The sequence below is a fragment of the Burkholderia sp. WTPI3 genome (genome assembly GCF_021483755.1).
Lineage (GTDB): Bacteria > Pseudomonadota > Gammaproteobacteria > Burkholderiales > Burkholderiaceae > Burkholderia.
Genome location: NZ_JAGIXF010000030.1, coordinates 1 through 16,635 on the forward strand (window position 1 = coordinate 1; position 16,635 = coordinate 16,635).

Below are 16,635 nucleotides of genomic sequence, written 5' to 3' on the forward strand. Positions count from 1 at the left end.
GGTCCTTGTTATCACTATGAGATTCCCAAAGTCGACAAATATTTGAGTATCGGGAAGTATTCTTGTCATCGTAGTCTCGATGACGACCGAAACCATCGAAAAAAAAGCCGATGTGTATAACAGCACCACACGGAATGCAGTCGTCTTTCGGATACGCCTTTTGATTCTCCCCGATTGCAGCGCGCACTTCCGGCGGGGTTCGATCAGCCGGGTCCAGAGGATTTCTATCAGTCATGCTGCCCTCTCGCGGCGTCTCGCTCAAAGCGGTTACTTTTCATTTCTCTGACAACTACGTCAGGCAAACTCTGCATCGCAGCACCGAAGGCGCCTGGCATACCTTTCGTCTCCTTCACGATCCGTTGCACGATCGGATGCTCATCGAATTTTGGATTAACAAGCTGACTGTAGTACACGTACTGCTCAAGATCATTTGAATCAGTCAGGTGGTACTTCAGCCACCCCTGCGACGCAATACGCGCCGTGCGTCTAAAGGCCACGGACATGTCCGCGTCGTCCGGGTTGGCAGCCTTTCCGTATTTGGTTTGCAACCAGTAATCGACTTCCGTGTAATCGATCCTCGTTCCGCTCATGTCGTTACGAATCTCAAACTCGATGTGGTCGTCCGGGTAAAAGTGCACCGCAAGCACGTCTTCTCCTGCTCTACCCTTGACCTTTGTCGGCGGGAATTTAACCTCGGTCGTCTTGTGGATCTTTTTGATCGGCGCATATAGATCCTTGATCGCTTCATCCGCGTCATAGACTTCCCACTCAACCGTGAAATCCGTTCCCTTCAGCTTGTAGCAACAACTCAACCTTCCAGCGCCAGCACCCGGTGGCAAATCACCTCCTCCACTCGCTCGGTTGCCGTATTTGTCACGAATCGTGAATTCGCTCAGATTGAACGGTGTGTAGTTCAGCCCCATGATGCTGACGCCACGATAGGTCGGCTCGGATGAGAACGCGTCGCAGCCGGCCAGTGCCAACGCTGCGGCCAATAAGGCAAAGAGCCGTCTAATCATGCGGGACCTCTCCAGAATTCCCGGAATCCGAGGCCATCCGAAACACCTCCCGCAAGACCCCGGCATCGATACGACTCAACGCATTCCTAAACGTTTTCTCGCCGCTCATCGCGTGAGCTAACCGCTCCTGAATCACCGGATGTTCGTCGAATCGCGGCGCAATGACAACGCCCTTTGAAACGTAGTTCAAGAGATCGTCATCGTCGGCTATACGGTATCGACCCGCGCGCTCCAGTTGCACCGAAACACGTCGATAAAGCATCAAATCCGTGAAGTCATCGAGCATCGCTCCATACATCGTGCGCAACTGCATCGCTAGCTTGTCGGCGCGACCGAGGTGCAGCAACGCCATGTGTTGCTCGACTGTCATCACCTGTTCTCGCGCGACGATCGCATCGACCACACCAGCATCGTTACGCCATATGATCTCGTTCAATTCACGATCGCGATGCCAGATCTCGGCGCACGGCGAGAGAAATGTCCGAGCCTGTTCTGCATTCCAGACTGCCCGTAACCGGTCAAGAATCCGGTTATCGTAGAAATGCAGGAAGTACGCGCGCTTGTCGGGCGTCGAGTAACGGCAGAACGATCGAAAATGCTCAAGGAGAGACCGGTTCGGAAACGGTGACCATATCCACGTCAGCATGTGCAATCCGGTCGACTCTCTCCAGAGCCGCCGGACAAGCCGACTCTGGAGGCCGCGCGGGTCATCGAACGCGAAGCGATCGATCGCAATCAGATAGGGGGCAATGTCCGTATAGGACTCGAGAACGGTGCCGTCCCACAGCGACTGCCATTCAAGCCCGGGGACCTGAGCCAGCAGCTTGTCGAGATCCGGATTTGCGCGCGCATCAGCAAGTATGTACAGGTACGCCGAAACGTCCTGCGCATCGAACGCCTCGAATTGCGCCAACAATCGATTACGCCACCCCTCCCCTGCCGCGTTCGAGTCAGCGGTTGACACGACAAGCTCGGCTCCAGCCATCAGGCAACCTCCGTCATCGCTTCGACACCACGATGTGCATCCAGCAAACACTCCTTGCATGGCCCAATGGGCATACTCGGCAGACGAGCCGAAAGCGAGGCAGGGCCAGTCCAGTGGAAATTTCCGCACTTGAGCGTAATGTCCCCCGGGCATCCGAGTTCGATGTTGCCGCCGTCGATCTTGAGATAGGCGCCACCGCTAGTCAGTGTCAGCGCACCGCGCGAGGCCGCGAGAATCCCCCCATCGGTGCTGGTGAAGTTCATGTCCTTCGATGCCGACAGCGCCATCGCACCGGTGCGGGCCTGCACAACGACATCCTGTTTGGCGGCGATGACCCGCACCCCCTGTGCCTGCGCGAAGAGCGATACCTGTCGTCCCGCCGCAACGGTGAAGTTCCGCATGATCCCGATGTCGAAATTGCCTCCAGCCGTCGCGATCAAATTCCGGTCTGCATTGACCTGCAAATGCTCCCCGGACGTAAGCCCAATACCTGACGGCGCACTCGCAAGAATGACCGCGCGCGTCAAGCCGTTCAGGGCTTCCGTATAGAAGGACTTCTGTTGCTGCAACTCGGCAACGGTTGCCTCCGCCGCTCGTACCGCTTCGGAAAGCGACTCCATGCGATCGATCGCCCGCTGCAACTGCTCTTGGGCGTCTTTCATGTCGAGTTGGCGCCCCGAGGCGCCAATCTGCGCTTCGGTACTCAACAGCATGCCCTTCGGGCCGCGCGCCGCAAGATGCCCGTCGGTACGTAGTTCGGCCCCCTGACCTCGTTCGTTGCGATCACCGTCGACCATATGCCCAAGATTCAGCTCACTGGCCTGAAACGGCGTCGTCAGGTGGACATGTTCGTTGCTCTCCTTGTCCTCCATCCGCAACTCATTCCGCGCAGCTGTCCGAATCAGGTTCCGCGTATGGTTCAGGTTGTTCACCAGATCCGGATGCACGCTGTCATGCATTGCCCCGATGATCACCGGCCGGTTCGGATCGCCGTCCGCATGGACGATCGCTACCTCCGCCCCGTCGATCAACGGAAAGTGATGCCCGTAGTTGTCGCCGCTATAGGGCTTCGCAAACCGCACCGGCCGGCTGGTCCCTCCCGGGCTCCATTCATCGAGATCGAACGGCAGCTTGATCACGTACCAGCCCTGCTCGGTCAGATACGCATACTTGTAGTTGCCCGGCGACGTAATCCGTGCCGGCAGAATCCCGTCGACCACCGGCCGAGAAACCCAAGCCATCGACGTGCGCCATACACGATCCGACGGAATCCCCTCGAACGCCACCCAGTACGACTCGTTCCGCCCGCCGTGCGACTCGACCGACGTCACGAAAACCCCGTGCTTCGCATCGGCCGGATTCGGCTCGATCCGCATCACTTCGCCGGCTTCGAGCCAGAACGGATTGCCCGTCCCCTTGAACGTAATCTGTCCGGCCAGATACGCTTCGTGCCGCAGCCGGGCAATCTGCTTACCCTCTTCCGGTGTCTCGTAATGCTCGCCCCAGCGATAATCGACCGCGTCCGTCGTCTTGTCGTCGCGTGCCATGTTTTCCTCTACAAGCAACGACACCTCAGCCTGTCGATGGTTGTAGTCATGCAACCGCACCGCCTCCGGCACACGCTTCATCTCGCGCCCGAGCGTCTTGACCGCATCGGCACCGACACTCTCGAGCCCCGAGTCCCACCGATACGGCACCGTGCGCTGCTTGCGTGCATACGCATCCAGATCGTCGCCGAACACCACCACCGCGCGATCCTTCTTCTGCTCCCAGCGAAACCAGATGCCCTCTTCCGCGCAAATGCGCTGAATGAAGGCAAATGTCGTCTCGCGATACTGCGTCACGTACTCGCGACGCTTGTATTGCCCGCGCAACTGGAACTGGAAATCGACACCCGCTCGGTATCCGTAGTGCCGCAGCGTGTCGGTCACGATCTCCCCGACCGACTGCTTCTGAAACAGCCGACTGGTCACGCCACGGTCGAGATCCGCCAGCGTCGGCGCGAGCACGACCCGGTAGCGCGTCTCGTCCGCCGACGTCTCGAACTCGTCGAACTGCATGATCACGCCATGCACCGTATACGCCGCCGGCTTCGCACTGAACTGCGCCGCGTTGTCCCCGAACATCTTCCGCAGGTAATCCATGTCCGGATCGACCGGATCGGCAATGAACTTCGCCGGCCGCCCCAGCACCTGGTCCATCGGAATGCCCGCCGCCGGGCTCGTGAATTCGATCTCGTATCGATAAAGCTGGCTTACGCGGTCGAGCCCCTCGAACTTCAGGATCGAGAACGGCGCCGGATGCGGCGCCAGCTTCAATTCATAAGCTTGCGTCGGCAAAATCATCGACATGGATTCCCTCACTTGCGCACAACGCGCCCCGCCGCCGGAACAACCATCGACGCCCCGGCGGCCCACATGCAAACCTCAGATCAGTTCTTGGCCTTCGGCATCTGCGACACGAGCGACAGCCCGATATCCATCCCTTCGACCTGGAAATGCGGGACGATGAACAGCTTGATCCTGAAGAAGCCCGGGTTGTCCTCGATATCCTCGACCATCACACTCGCCTCGCGCAGCGGATGCGACGCCTGCAGCTCGTCGCCCGGATCCTTCATCTCGGTCACGAGCCCCTTGATCCAGTTGTTCAGCTCGAGCTCGAGCAGACGACGATCCTTGGTCGTGCCGATGTTTTCGCGCTGAATCAGCTTCAGGTAGTGCGCGATGCGCGACAGCAGGAAGATGTATGGCAGCCGCGCGTTGATGCGGCTGTTCGCGGTCGCTTCCTTGGTCTCGTACAGCGCCGGCTTCTGCGCCGAGTTCGCCGAGAAGAAGCATGCGAAGTCGTGGTTCTTGTAGAACGACAGCGGGATGAAACCAAGATTCGCGAACTCGAACTCGCGCGTTTCCGGGATCAGCACTTCGGTCGGGATCTTCGGCTGGTAGCCGGTGCCGAGGTCGTACAGGTGAACCGGCAGGTCTTCGATCTTGCCGCCCGCCTGCGGCCCGCGAATCTGCACGCACCAGCCGTTGCTCATGAAACTGCGCACCATGTTCGCCGCGAACGCGAATGACGCATTCATCCACAGGTACTTGTCGTGATCGGGGCCCTTGACGGCCTCCTCGTAATTGAACGCCCGCACCGGCGCCGTGTCCTTGCCGTACGGCAGGCGGCCGAGCACGCGCGGCATCGTCAGGCCCACGTAACGCGCATCGTCGGTATCGCGGAAGCTCTTCCACTTGATGTACTCGGCGCGATCGAAATAGTTGCCGATGTCCTGGATCGCGGCGACTTCCTCCATCGACTGCTTGCCGAAAAACGCCGGCCCGACCGCGCCGATGAACGGCATGTGCGCGGCAGCCGCAACCTTCGAGATATTGCGCAGCAGCGCGACGTCCATCGGCGAATTCGCGAACTCGAAGTCGCTGATCATTGCGCTGATGGGCTGGCCGCCCGGCGTGTCGTATTCCTCGACGTACGTCAGGCGATACAGGCCGCTCTGGATCAGTTCCGGCGTATCCTCGAAGTCGCGCTGCAGCGCGTCCTTCGACACGTCCAGCACTTCGATGCGCGCGTTCTTGCGGAAATCGGTGCGGCTCACGAGCATCTTCAGGCCGCGCCAGCGTGCCTCGAGCGCCTGGAATGCCGACGTATGCATCACGGCGTCGAGCTGGCGGCTGATCTGCCGGTCGAGCTGGCCGATATGGAAATCGAGCAGTGACTTGTCGAGACGGTCCACCGGCTGGCGCGCGTTCGCGACGAGTTCGAGGAATGCGCCCATCCCGCGCGCGATCCGCTCGTCGGCCGACGCGTCGGACAGCATGTCGTTGTCGCGGAACGCCTCGAGCGGGCGCGCTTCGCTGATGGGCTTCAGGTTGATCTTGCTGCATAGCGACGCATAGACGCTGTCGATATCCCCGTGCGGGGCGTCCAGCACGACGGCTTCGGTCGCACTGCTCTGCTGGGTTTCAGTGGATTTCATGTCGGATCCTGTCTGCGATCGAATCGTTACGATGTTGCGGAATGCGCTGAACGCGCGTTTTGCCCAGCGCCGCTCACGCATGCCCCTCCGGCTGCGTCGCGGCGGTCGCGATCTGCGCGAGTTCGCCGCGCAGCTTCGCGGACAGGCGGTCGTCCTTCAGCACCTTCTCGAACTCGCGGCGGAACGTGCCGTTGTCGAGCAGGTTCGATTTGAGGTCGCGCAGCAGATTGCGCATCGCGAGGAGCGCCTGCAACTCGGGAATCTGACGCGCGACCTGCTCGGGCTCGAAATCCTTGATCGACCGAAACGACAGGTTGACCGGCAGCGCCGAACCGTCGCCGGCCAGCGTGTTGTCCGCGGCGATCTTCAGATCCGGCGCGTAGTCGGCCAGCACGGCATCGAAGTTGTTCTTGTCGATGTTCACCTTCTTGCGCTCGGCGAGCGGCGCCTGCTCGCGGCCGGCACTAAAGTCACCTGCCACCAGCAGCTTCAGCGGCAATTCGACTTTCTTCTGCGCCCCGCCCGTATGCAGATCCAAGGTGATCGACACCCGGCTCTTCGGGATCTCTCGCTGAAAGCTATCCAATTCGTTTTCCTTATCTCATGAAGCTTGACGACTCCGCGACATGCACCCACGACCACGGATGCTCCGTCGTCCGCACCGCCCATGCCAAACCCGGCAACGGGCATCGACGAACGATCGAGTCGGATATTCGCGGCCCGATATTCGACTCAGGCGGCAGAAAATATCACGCCCCCTGTCGGCGAGTAAACCTAAAACACGAATAATCGTAAATTGACGAAACCACGGCCATTTACAATAAGACCAGTCCGATTCCAACCATCTAATTTAGATACTCACATAGACACCCGAACACCCCCCATCAGTCGCTATCAAAAAAATCCATAAAAATATCGCAAGTCATTGATTTATATACATATCAATCCAAAAAATTAGAGCATAAAGTCTCAATAAAAACCCGCGCCATGACAGCCGCATCCAGAAAACAATTTCCACCCAATTAATCTCAAAATAAACACCCCATCCATCTCAGTTTAACCGAAACACTTTCCAACAAATTCTAATAAAACGGGGTATACGAAATCAGGAAACGACGTATAGAATCGGCGCCTCATAATTCCTACATCGGTATTGACCACACCATGCGGATCGACAAACCGCTCTGGCATGAAGGGCTGATTCTTACGCAGCAGCATTTCCAGCAGCAGGAGCGCTGGAACGGGTTCGCGCTGCAGCAACTGGCTTCGGCGACCACCGTTGCGCCGTGGGGAACGCTGAGCGTCGACGTCGACGAGGAAGCACTGGCTTCGCATCGCCTGAAGCTCACCCGGCTGCAATTGCGTTTCCCCGACGGTACGCCGATCGACACGACCGTCGCAGATGCGTTGCCACCCGCGCGCGATCTCGTCAGAGAAATTCCCGCCGATACCCAGCGCATCGACGTGCTGGCCGCACTTGCGCTACCCGATGCGAACGGCAGCAACTGCCGTTTCGATGAAACGGCGCTGGCCCGCCCACGCCGAACGTATCGCGAGTTCGTCCGGGTGACGGACCTGAACGGTGCAAGCGAGACCGAAATAGCCGCCGAACGCCATGCCGTCCGGTTGTTGTTCAGCTCCGAATCGCATGCGGACGACACCGTATGTGGGATCGCACGCCTGACGCGCACGACAAGCGGGCAGTTCCAGGTCGATCGCCAATACGTCCCGCCATGCCTGACGCTGTCCGGCCACACGCTGCATATCGAGCGCATCCAGCGGATGGCCGACATCCTCGCCGCCAAAAGCGCACACCTCGGTGCGCGCCGCAGCGAACGCATCGAACAGGTAGCCGAGTACGGTGTCGCCGACGTTCAGCTCTTCTGGCTCCTGCACTGCATTCACCAGGCCTGGCCGCACCTGCGCTTCCTCGCGTCGCACCCGGGGCAGCCGACCGATCGCCTGTACCAGGTACTCGCACAATTGGCCAGTTCGCTGACCACGTTCTCGACGCGCGTCTCGCTGACCGACATTCCGCCCTACGACCATGCGGGCGCCCATGACGTCTTCGCGACACTCGAATCGCTGATCCGCGATCTACTCGACGCGATCATCCCGTCACGTGTCGTCTCGATCGGGCTCTCGCACACGACGCCGACCACCTGGATCGGCCAGTTCCGTGACGAGCGCATCGTCGAAGATGCCGCGGACTGGTATCTCTCCGTCAATGCCGCGTTGCCGGCGTTCGAGCTGATCGAGCAGTTTCCGCGTCTGTGCAAGATCGGCGCGCCGGATGACGTCGAGCACATCGTCAATTCCGCCGTGGCGGGAATTCCGCTCAAAGCCGTGCAGCGGGTACCCGGCGCCATACCGGTCCGGCTGGACAACCACTATTTCGCGCTTGACGCGCACGACGCCGCGCATGCGCGGATGCTCGCCGCGCGCGCTTGCCAGATCTATCTGCCTGCGTCGATTCCCGACGCGTCACTCGAACTGTATGCGGTGCTGCGATGATGAATGCCGCCGTCTCCATGCGTCACGAAACCGCGCTGCTTGCGCGCGATCCATCCCCCGGTCACGCCCATCGACCGTCGATGCGCGCGCTGCTGCGCGATACCGCATTGCTCGTCACTCACCTGTCGAACGGCGGCCAGGTCGACAACGCTGAAAGCTTGCGTCAGCAGTGCCGCCTGCTTGTCGCACAGTTCGAGACCGCGCTCGATGCGCAAGGCATCGCCGCGGACGTGCGGGACGACGCGATCATCGCCCAGTGCGGGCTGATCGACGAGGCCGCACTGCGGCACTTGTCGGCTTCGGACAAGGCGAACTGGGAATCCACGCCGCTGCAGGTCGAGCGATTCGGCACGCACGACGCTGGCACGCGCGTCTACGAGCGGCTCGACTACCGGATGCGCGAACCCGCGCCGAACGTCGACCTGCTCGAATGCTATGCAGTCGTTCTCGGCCTGGGGTTCCGCGGCCGTTATGCCGCGCGCTCGGGTCCGGCCGCGGGCGCCCGCGATGGTGAAGCGAAACGTCAGGCATTGCTCGCCGCGCTGGTTGCGCAGATCGATCAATCGCGGCCGGCGATCCGCCCGGGGTTCGTCACCCATCGGTCCGACATGCGACTGATCGACCGGCTCAGGCATGTGTCTCCATGGGTGGTCGCCGGCGTGGCATGCGTCATCGCGATACTCACCTGGTTCGCATGGGATCGAATCCTCGATGCCGAACTGACCCAACTCGTTCAGAGAGCAAAACGGCCGTGAGTTCGGGCATCTCGCTCCCAATGGCAGCAACCCGCGCCGATTCCGATGCGGCACGCGCGGCCTTGTCGGGCCTTGGCTATCCGCTCGGTACGGTCGTGGCGCTGTCCGCGTCACTGGCACTGGCCGTCGTCGGGTGGGTTTTACCTGTCGATCGCGGCGTCATGTGGGGATGGATGGCGATCATCGTCGCGTTGTCCGCGCTGATCGTCTGGCTGCATAAGCGCAGCTTGGCGCACGCCCGCGAAAGAAACGTTCACGTGATTGCGCAACTGGGCGCGGCGACCGCCGACCTGCCGGTCACGCTGCGCACCAGAATGCCGCTCGCGCTCGTCGCGGGCGACGGCTTGCCCGCCCTGTTCGATCGCGATCCGGCCCGAGCGCGTTTCGTTCATGTCGGCGACGGGGCCGTCTGGTTGCGAGCCGATCGCCCTCAAGATCTTCCCCGGCTCGCCGTCGCGGTCCGCCAGTGGCGAGGCGGCCACGCGCCCGATTGTGTCGTGCTGTCGGTCGCGCCAGGCCTTCATGCGAACGACGACACGCTGTCGCAGTCACTGCGCGTGATCCGGCAGGCCGTGGCGGACGCGTCTCGCATGCTCGGCACGTCGCTGCCCGGCTATGTCGCCATCTATCAGCGGCTCTCGGACGCAAATGCCACGGCGGCGCCGACGGCTGGCGAATCGGCTGTCCGGTGGTATGGCATGTCGGCCAGATCGGCAATCGTCGACATGCAGTGCTTCGACACTGCCATCGACGCGGCCGAGTCGGATGCGCTCCATGCCGACGGGAGTCCGGTTGCCGCGGCACGCGCCGCCGGCGTCGCATCGATGACCGGGTGGGCCCGACGCGTCGTGTTCGACACGCTGACGGATCGACGCCAGCCCGCATCGCCCTGGCCATTGTTCGGCGCCGGTTGGGTCGACCATGGTCCGGCGACGGCTCCCGGCAAACCGTGGGAACGTGAAGTCCGCAGCCGGACAGGCATCGCACCCGCCGCACTGCCTGGGTCGCCGCTGCCCTGGCCGTTGCCGCAGCCGCTGCTCGACGCGATGCCGCGCCGATCGTGGCGGCCGCCCCGCCTCATCGCCGTCGCGCATATCGTTGCAATCGTTGCCTGCGCGGCAATCGCCGCCATCTGCGGAGCCGCGCGGAACAACGCTGCGTTGATGACACGCATCGGCGAGCATCTCGAACGCTACAACGGTATCCCGGCCACGCAGGACGCGGCCAAGCGCGACGCGCTCAGGTCCCTTGCGTCGGACCGCGATCAGCTCGACCGGTACGCGCGCGTCGGCGTTCCGCTTCGACTGTCGTTCGGCACCTACCGCGGCGCGGCGCTGCTGCCGGTCCTCAACGAGACGATCGCCTCGTACGAGCCGCCCGCGCCGCCGCCCGCCGTCATCACGCTGGACAGCATGTCGCTGTTCGACAGCGGCAAGGCACAACTCAAGGCCGGCACGACGCGCGCGATGGTCGATGCGCTCCAACTGATCAAGACCCATCCCGGCAAGCGCGTGCTGATCGCAGGCTACGCGGACGACAAGGGCCGACCCGATCGCAACCTGACACTGTCGATCGATCGCGCTTCGGCCGTACGCGACTGGCTTGTCGACGCATCCGGCATCCCGCCGACACGGTTCGCGATCCAGGGCTACGGCGATACGCGACCGGTCGCGGATAACGCTACCCCGGAAGGGCGGGCGAAGAATCGCCGGGTCGAAATCACGCTCGTGCCCGATACACCGGCGCCGGTCATCCCGACCCGCACCGTGAAGTAATACGCATTTGGGTTCCCGGGGCGACCGCCCCGGGCTTGTCAGCGCCGGAATCCAGTTCCGGCGATTCGCAGTACGAAGAAAAAGGAGAAGAAAAATGGCAGTTCCGGCCTACATGTGGCTCAAGGACGACGGTGGCGCGGACATCAAGGGTTCGGTGACCGTCCAGGATCGGGAAGGCAGCATCGAACTGGTTGCGTTCGATCACGGCGTGCACATCCCGACCGACGGCAATACGGGCAAGCTGACCGGCACGCGCGTGCACAAGCCGATCACGCTGACGAAGGAAACCGACGCATCGACGCCGTACCTGTACAAGGCCGTGACGAGCGGCCAGACGCTGAAGTCGGTCGAGATCAAGTGGTACCGCATCGACGACGCGGGCAAGGAGAAGGAGTACTTCAACACGAAGCTCGACAACGTGAAGATCGTCGCAGTGAGGCCGAAGATGCTCGACATCAAGAACCCCGACTACGAGAGACACAACCACCTCGAAGACGTGGAACTGCGTTACGAGACGATCACGTGGTCGTACAAGGACGGCAACATCATCCACAAGGACACCTGGAACGAACGTTCCTGAATGCCGACCCGCTGGCGGAATCCGTCGTGTTTGCGCGGCGGGATTCCGCCTCTCCCGGGCGCCCGCCCTCTTCCCTTCCTGATACACCACCGACATGACGCCGCCTCTCAGGGACGCTTCCCATCTCATTCGTCGCCTCAATCCCCACTGTACGCGCGCACTCGAGGCCGCCGCGAGTCTTTGTCAGACCCGGCTCGCGGATGAAATCGCGGTCGAGCACTGGATGCTTAAGCTGATCGAGGCGGACGACGGCGACATTCCCGCGCTTCTGCGCCACTACGACCTCGACATCGAGGCCGTCTCGGACGCCATGCTCGACGTGATCGACCGCATGCCCCGCACGCTGCGAGGCATGCCGGCGCTGTCGCGGCAACTCGCCACGGTGATCGAGGATGCGTGGACGCATGCGATGGCCGACGACCCCGACAGCACCATTCGCTCCGGGCATCTGCTGCAGGCCATCGTCGACGCGCCACATGTGCTGCGCACCCAGCGGGCCTGGCCGTTGCTGTCAATCCCCAGTGTGCAGATCCGGCGCGTGCTGCCCCGGCTCGGAAGACAATCTTGCGAAAACGGAGTTCACGAACCCGTATCGACGCGCGAAACCGCCGCGATCGATACGCTGCCGGGCGACGGAACGACGACGATGCCCTCCTCTGCGCCGCACGCGCCCGCGCGCGCGATCGAGCATGATGCACTCGTCCGCTTCGCGCTCGACCTCACCGACAAGGCGCGTCGCGGCGAAATCGATCCCGTCTTCGGACGCGATCGCGAGATCCGCCAGATGATCGACGTGCTCGCGCGCCGCCGCAAGAACAATCCGATCCTGGTCGGCGAGCCGGGCGTCGGCAAGACCGCGCTCGTCGAAGGGCTCGCGTTGCGGGTCGTCGACGGCAGTGTGCCGGAGACGATCCGCAACACCCGCATCCTGACGCTCGATCTCGGTTTGCTGCAGGCCGGTGCCGGTGTAAAGGGCGAATTCGAGCAACGGCTGAAGAACGTGATCGACGAGGTGCGGGCATCCGCGACGCCGATCCTGCTGTTCATCGACGAAGCACACACGTTGATCGGCGCGGGTAACGCAGCCGGCGGCGCCGACGCGGCCAACCTGCTCAAGCCGGCACTCGCGCGCGGCGAGTTGCGCACGATCGCGGCAACCACGTGGGCCGAGTACAACCAGTATTTCGCACGCGATGCCGCGCTCGAACGGCGCTTTCAGGTCATCAAGGTCGACGAACCTGACGATGAAACGGCCTGCCTGATGCTGCGCGGACTCTCGGGCCGCTACGCGAGCCATCACGAAGTCCACATTCGCGACGAAGCGATCGTCGCAGCCGTACGGCTGTCGCGCCGCTACATTCCGGCTCGCCAACTGCCGGACAAGGCCGTCGACCTGATCGATACGGCAGCCGCACGCGTGCGAATGGCACGCGATGTGCCGCCGGCGGAGCTGCAACAGGCACGTGCGACGCTGGCCGCGCTCGAACTGGAACGCGCCGCGCTCGGTTCGGACATCCGCGCCGGCATTATCGACGTAGCCGGGCGGCACATCGCGATCGACACGGAACACGCAGACGTGCGCGACACCGCCGATGCCTTGCTCAGCCAGTACACGCGAGAACGCGAACTCGTCGGCATCCTGCGTGCCCTCCGCGGCTCGGCCGATCAGGCGCCCGATCCGGTCGCTGTTTCCAACACGCTCGACGCGTTATCGACCGTTCAGGGTAAAACGCCGATGATCTCCCCCGACGTCGACGCGCAATCCATCGCGCGGGTCGTCGCCGAATGGACCGGCGTGCCGGTCGGCAATCTCGTCGAGGACGAACTGCGGAGCCTGCTCGCGCTCGAGTCGACGCTCGCAGCCCGCGTGATCGCGCAGGACGATGCGATCGCCGCCCTGGCGGAGAGCCTGCGCACCGCCAAGGCCGGCCTGAAGAGTGAACATGTGCCGCTCGGCGTGTTCCTGCTTGCAGGACCGTCCGGCGTCGGCAAGACCGAGACGGCGCTCGCGCTCGCCGACGTGTTGTTCGGCGGCTCGGCTGCGTTGACAACGATCAACCTGTCGGAGTACCAGGAAGCGCACACGGTATCGCAGCTCAAGGGCTCGCCGCCCGGCTACGTCGGGTACGGGCGCGGCGGCGTTCTCACCGAAGCCGTGCGTCAACGCCCATACAGCGTCGTGCTGCTGGACGAAGTGGAGAAAGCGCATCGCGACGTGCTCGACATCTTCTATCAAGTGTTCGATCGCGGCACGATGCGCGATGGCGAAGGGCGCGAGATCGATTTCCGCCATTGCGTGATCGTGATGACGTCCAATCTCGGCAGTACGCAAATCGACGGCGCAACCGCCGGGAATCCGTCTATCACGCAGAGCGCGTTGTGCGCAGCCATTCATCCGCAACTGGTCGCGCATTTTCAGCCGGCACTACTTGCACGTTTCCAGACGCTCGTGTATCGGCCGCTCGATACCGCGGCGCTCGCGTCGATCGTGCGGCTCAAACTGGACAAGGTCGCGGATCGCCTGCATCGGCAACACGCAGTGACGCTTACCGGCGGCGACGACCTGATCGAATCGATCGCGCAGCACTGCGTGTCGCGGGAATCCGGCGCGCGCGGCGTCGATGCATTCCTGAACCAGCGCGTGCTGCCGGTCGTTTCCCGCGAACTGCTTGCACGGATGGCATCGGGTATCACGACATCGGCGATCTCACTGACAACCGGGGCGACAGGTGATCTGACAATCGAATTCGATGATCCGCAGACCCGACGATCACGACAAGAAAAACCGATCATGTCAGGAGCGATAGCAACACGATGACCGCAGGCCCCTCCCTCTACGACATGCTGCTCGGCCAGATCGGCGGCGAGCCGATCGGCGCTTACGACGACCGGACGCTCGAATGCCTGAGCGTGCAGCAGAACGTGCGCCGCATTCTCAATACGCGGGCCGGCGCGCTCAAGCACCTTCCCGGCTACGGACTGCCCGACCTCACGAACATCTACAAGGCATTGCCCGCGTCGGCGCATTTGCTCAAGCAGCAGATGGAAGCCACGCTACTGACGTATGAGCCGCGCATTCGTTCGATCGACGTCGGGATCGTCGACAATCGCGACCCCGGCATCCTGGTCAGCTTCGAGATGACATGCCATCTGAAGAACGCCGGGCTCGTGCGCTTCGGCACCTACTTTGAACCGCCGGGCCGCCTGCGCATCGAACGGTCGTGATCGCACCCCCTCACTGTCCGTGCGCCAGATGCGCGGCAAATCCCACCTTTTCCGGCGCGATCTCCGTCTTCAAGGTCAGCGCCGGAATCTCGTAGTCTCCCGCATTCTGCCGCCGGAACGGGATCGGTTGCACAGTCCACAGTTCGTCGAGACGCTTGCCGAGCGCCGCACGCGTTTCGTCGAAACGCACGTCGTCCATCCTTCCCGCCCGGTAGATCACGAACGGCGGCAGCACGTCGAATCCCGGGTAATACAAAATGCCGTGCTGGATCGGGAACAACACGTCGTCGATCGGCCCGTTGATGCCGCGCGCGCTGTAGTGCGATTCCCATCCGCCCGTCGTGACGATCATCATCGCGCGCTTGCCGGCGAACGAGCCTTCGCCGTAACGATCGCCCCAATGCCGGTCGGAATGCTCGCCGACGCCATATGCGAAACCGTACGCATACACACGCTCGACCCAGCCCTTCATGATCGCCGGCATCGAGAACCACCACAGCGGAAACTGCAGGATCACCGCGTCGGCCCACTTCAGCTTGTCCTGTTCGCGCGCGATGTCGTCGCGCTGCGTGCCCGTCTCGAACGCATGCTTCGAATCGAGCGCCGGATCGAAGCGCGCATCGGGCGCGCGGTCGGTCACGTCGTTCGCATCGAATGCGGCCTTCCAGTTCATCGCGTATAGATCGGTTACCTGCACGGCATGGCCCGCCGCTTCCAGATGTTCGACCGCAAAGTCCCGCAGCGCACCGTTCAGCGAGCGCGGTTCGGGATGGGCGTAGACGATCAGCACGTTCATGTTCACAGCTCCGTTGATTGATTGACTGCAGGATGCCGTCGCCGAAGGTATATTGGAAATGAATTCCAGATATTCCAGGTATAGCGATGAACAATCTCAGACGGCTGGACCTGAACCTGCTGGTCACGCTGGACGTGCTGCTCGCGGAGCACAACGTCACGCGCGCCGCCGAAAAACTGAACATATCGCAGCCGTCGGTCAGCGTGCAGTTGCAGAAGCTGCGCGACCTGTTCGGCGACCCGTTGCTGCTGCCTGGGCCGCGCGGCATGCGGCCGACCGCCCGCGCGGAAACGCTGCGCGAGCCGCTGCGGGTTGCGCTCGACGCGATCGAACGCGCGGTGCTGACGGCTACGCCATTCGATCCGGCAACCGCGACGAATACCTGGCGTGTAGCCGCGACCGACTATGGCGAATCGACGATCGTGCTGCCCGCGCTAAATACGTTGCGTTCGGCTGCACCGGGGACGCGGCTCGCCGTCGTCGAACTCGTGCCGCCGCGCATCGAGCAGGAGGCGGAACGAAACGGGATCGACCTCGCGCTCCATACGACCGAAGGATCGCCGGAAGGAATGCGGCGCCTGCCGCTGTTCACGGAGCGATACGTGCTCGTCGGCCGCGCGGGGCATCCGAAGCTGAAGCGGCGTCCCACGCTCGCGCAGTTCGGCGCACTGGAACACGTGATCGTGTCGCCCGACGGCGGCGGCTTCTTCGGCGTCACGGACGAAGCGCTCGCGAAAGCGGGCGCTGCACGACGTGTCGTGCTGTCGGTTCCGCATTTCCTGTTCGTGCTGTCGGCCGTCGCCACCACCGACCTCGTCGCGATGCTGCCCGAGCGGCTGGTGCGCAACACGCCCGCGTTGCGCGTCGTGGAGGCGCCGGTCGAGGTTCCCGGCTACGAGATGTCGATGCTGTGGCACGAACGTGTGCATCGCGATCCGGCGCATCGATGGTTGCGCGAGACGATCGCCGCGTCGGTATGAATCGCTGGCCGCCGACCGTCCGAA

The 16,635-nt window shown here is 62.6% G+C and carries 13 protein-coding genes and 1 pseudogene; 7 read left to right on the forward strand and 7 right to left on the reverse strand.

Annotation, left to right across the window (positions count from 1 at the left end; genetic code table 11):
* The 6 genes and pseudogenes from J7024_RS17890 to tssB all read right to left on the reverse strand — a co-directional run.
* Positions 1 to 235: pseudogene (locus tag J7024_RS17890) on the reverse strand (hypothetical protein); the annotation flags it as partial.
* Complete coding sequence (locus J7024_RS17895) at positions 228 to 1,019, reverse strand: DUF3304 domain-containing protein (RefSeq protein WP_175750686.1); 792 nt, start codon at positions 1,017 to 1,019, stop codon at positions 228 to 230. The gene J7024_RS17895 and the pseudogene J7024_RS17890, both read right to left, overlap by 8 nt.
* Complete coding sequence (locus J7024_RS17900; RefSeq protein WP_175750687.1) at positions 1,012 to 2,004, reverse strand: DUF4123 domain-containing protein; 993 nt, start codon at positions 2,002 to 2,004, stop codon at positions 1,012 to 1,014. Before J7024_RS17900 ends, J7024_RS17895 begins: the two co-directional genes overlap by 8 nt.
* Positions 2,004 to 4,355, reverse strand: a complete 2,352-nt coding sequence (locus tag J7024_RS17905; RefSeq protein ID WP_234745334.1) for a type VI secretion system Vgr family protein — start codon at positions 4,353 to 4,355, stop codon at positions 2,004 to 2,006. The genes J7024_RS17900 and J7024_RS17905 overlap by 1 nt, the downstream gene beginning before the upstream one ends.
* An 80-nt stretch (positions 4,356 to 4,435) precedes the next feature.
* Positions 4,436 to 5,986 carry a type VI secretion system contractile sheath large subunit gene (tssC, locus tag J7024_RS17910; RefSeq protein WP_175750689.1) on the reverse strand — a complete coding sequence of 517 codons (1,551 nt, stop codon included), beginning with the start codon at positions 5,984 to 5,986 and terminating at the stop codon, positions 4,436 to 4,438.
* 73 nt (positions 5,987 to 6,059) lie between these two features.
* Positions 6,060 to 6,572 carry a type VI secretion system contractile sheath small subunit gene (tssB, locus tag J7024_RS17915; RefSeq protein ID WP_124826565.1) on the reverse strand — a complete coding sequence of 171 codons (513 nt, stop codon included), beginning with the start codon at positions 6,570 to 6,572 and terminating at the stop codon, positions 6,060 to 6,062.
* Between the two features lie 578 nt (positions 6,573 to 7,150).
* On the opposite strand from tssB, the gene tssK reads away from it, so the two are divergent.
* The 6 genes from tssK to tssE all read left to right on the forward strand — a co-directional run bounded on the left by tssK (position 7,151) and on the right by tssE (position 14,835).
* Complete coding sequence (tssK, locus tag J7024_RS17920; RefSeq protein ID WP_175858643.1) at positions 7,151 to 8,500, forward strand: type VI secretion system baseplate subunit TssK; 1,350 nt, start codon at positions 7,151 to 7,153, stop codon at positions 8,498 to 8,500.
* Positions 8,500 to 9,255 (forward strand): DotU family type IV/VI secretion system protein, encoded by a 756-nt coding sequence (locus J7024_RS17925; RefSeq protein ID WP_425117638.1) that lies wholly within the window; start codon positions 8,500 to 8,502, stop codon positions 9,253 to 9,255. The genes tssK and J7024_RS17925 overlap by 1 nt, the downstream gene beginning before the upstream one ends.
* Before the next feature lie 20 nt (positions 9,256 to 9,275).
* Positions 9,276 to 11,030 carry an OmpA family protein gene (locus tag J7024_RS17930; protein ID WP_234745336.1) on the forward strand — a complete coding sequence of 585 codons (1,755 nt, stop codon included), beginning with the start codon at positions 9,276 to 9,278 and terminating at the stop codon, positions 11,028 to 11,030.
* A gap of 94 nt (positions 11,031 to 11,124) precedes the next feature.
* A complete protein-coding gene (locus J7024_RS17935) occupies positions 11,125 to 11,610 on the forward strand; it encodes an Hcp family type VI secretion system effector (RefSeq protein WP_124826567.1) in 486 nt (161 codons plus the stop codon).
* A gap of 94 nt (positions 11,611 to 11,704) precedes the next feature.
* Positions 11,705 to 14,428, forward strand: a complete 2,724-nt coding sequence (tssH, locus tag J7024_RS17940) for a type VI secretion system ATPase TssH (RefSeq protein ID WP_175786880.1) — start codon at positions 11,705 to 11,707, stop codon at positions 14,426 to 14,428.
* The gene (tssE, locus tag J7024_RS17945; RefSeq protein WP_124826569.1) at positions 14,425 to 14,835 is read left to right on the forward strand and encodes a type VI secretion system baseplate subunit TssE; all 411 of its coding nucleotides are present in this window, start codon (positions 14,425 to 14,427) and stop codon (positions 14,833 to 14,835) included. Before tssH ends, tssE begins: the two co-directional genes overlap by 4 nt.
* A gap of 10 nt (positions 14,836 to 14,845) precedes the next feature.
* Here the strand turns inward: tssE and J7024_RS17950 are convergent, their stop codons facing one another.
* Complete coding sequence (locus tag J7024_RS17950) at positions 14,846 to 15,631, reverse strand: NAD(P)H-dependent oxidoreductase (protein ID WP_124826570.1); 786 nt, start codon at positions 15,629 to 15,631, stop codon at positions 14,846 to 14,848.
* Positions 15,632 to 15,717: 86 nt separating this feature from the next.
* On the opposite strand from J7024_RS17950, the gene J7024_RS17955 reads away from it, so the two are divergent.
* Positions 15,718 to 16,611 (forward strand): LysR family transcriptional regulator, encoded by an 894-nt coding sequence (locus J7024_RS17955; RefSeq protein WP_234745337.1) that lies wholly within the window; start codon positions 15,718 to 15,720, stop codon positions 16,609 to 16,611.
* The last annotated feature ends 24 nt before the right edge of the window (positions 16,612 to 16,635 follow it).

What these genes read in the sequence shown, in the direction of transcription:
- J7024_RS17895 (WP_175750686.1), bottom strand. Translation starts at nt 1,019, where the DNA reads ATGATTAGACGGCTCTTTGCCTTATTGGCCGCAGCGTTGGCACTGGCC.
- J7024_RS17900 (WP_175750687.1), bottom strand. Translation starts at nt 2,004, where the DNA reads ATGGCTGGAGCCGAGCTTGTCGTGTCAACCGCTGACTCGAACGCGGCA.
- J7024_RS17905 (WP_234745334.1), bottom strand. Translation starts at nt 4,355, where the DNA reads ATGTCGATGATTTTGCCGACGCAAGCTTATGAATTGAAGCTGGCGCCG.
- tssC (WP_175750689.1), bottom strand. Translation starts at nt 5,986, where the DNA reads ATGAAATCCACTGAAACCCAGCAGAGCAGTGCGACCGAAGCCGTCGTG.
- tssK (WP_175858643.1), top strand. Translation starts at nt 7,151, where the DNA reads ATGCGGATCGACAAACCGCTCTGGCATGAAGGGCTGATTCTTACGCAG.
- J7024_RS17925 (WP_425117638.1), top strand. Translation starts at nt 8,500, where the DNA reads ATGAATGCCGCCGTCTCCATGCGTCACGAAACCGCGCTGCTTGCGCGC.
- J7024_RS17930 (WP_234745336.1), top strand. Translation starts at nt 9,276, where the DNA reads ATGGCAGCAACCCGCGCCGATTCCGATGCGGCACGCGCGGCCTTGTCG.
- J7024_RS17935 (WP_124826567.1), top strand. Translation starts at nt 11,125, where the DNA reads ATGGCAGTTCCGGCCTACATGTGGCTCAAGGACGACGGTGGCGCGGAC.
- tssH (WP_175786880.1), top strand. Translation starts at nt 11,705, where the DNA reads ATGACGCCGCCTCTCAGGGACGCTTCCCATCTCATTCGTCGCCTCAAT.
- tssE (WP_124826569.1), top strand. Translation starts at nt 14,425, where the DNA reads ATGACCGCAGGCCCCTCCCTCTACGACATGCTGCTCGGCCAGATCGGC.
- J7024_RS17950 (WP_124826570.1), bottom strand. Translation starts at nt 15,631, where the DNA reads ATGAACGTGCTGATCGTCTACGCCCATCCCGAACCGCGCTCGCTGAAC.
- J7024_RS17955 (WP_234745337.1), top strand. Translation starts at nt 15,718, where the DNA reads ATGAACAATCTCAGACGGCTGGACCTGAACCTGCTGGTCACGCTGGAC.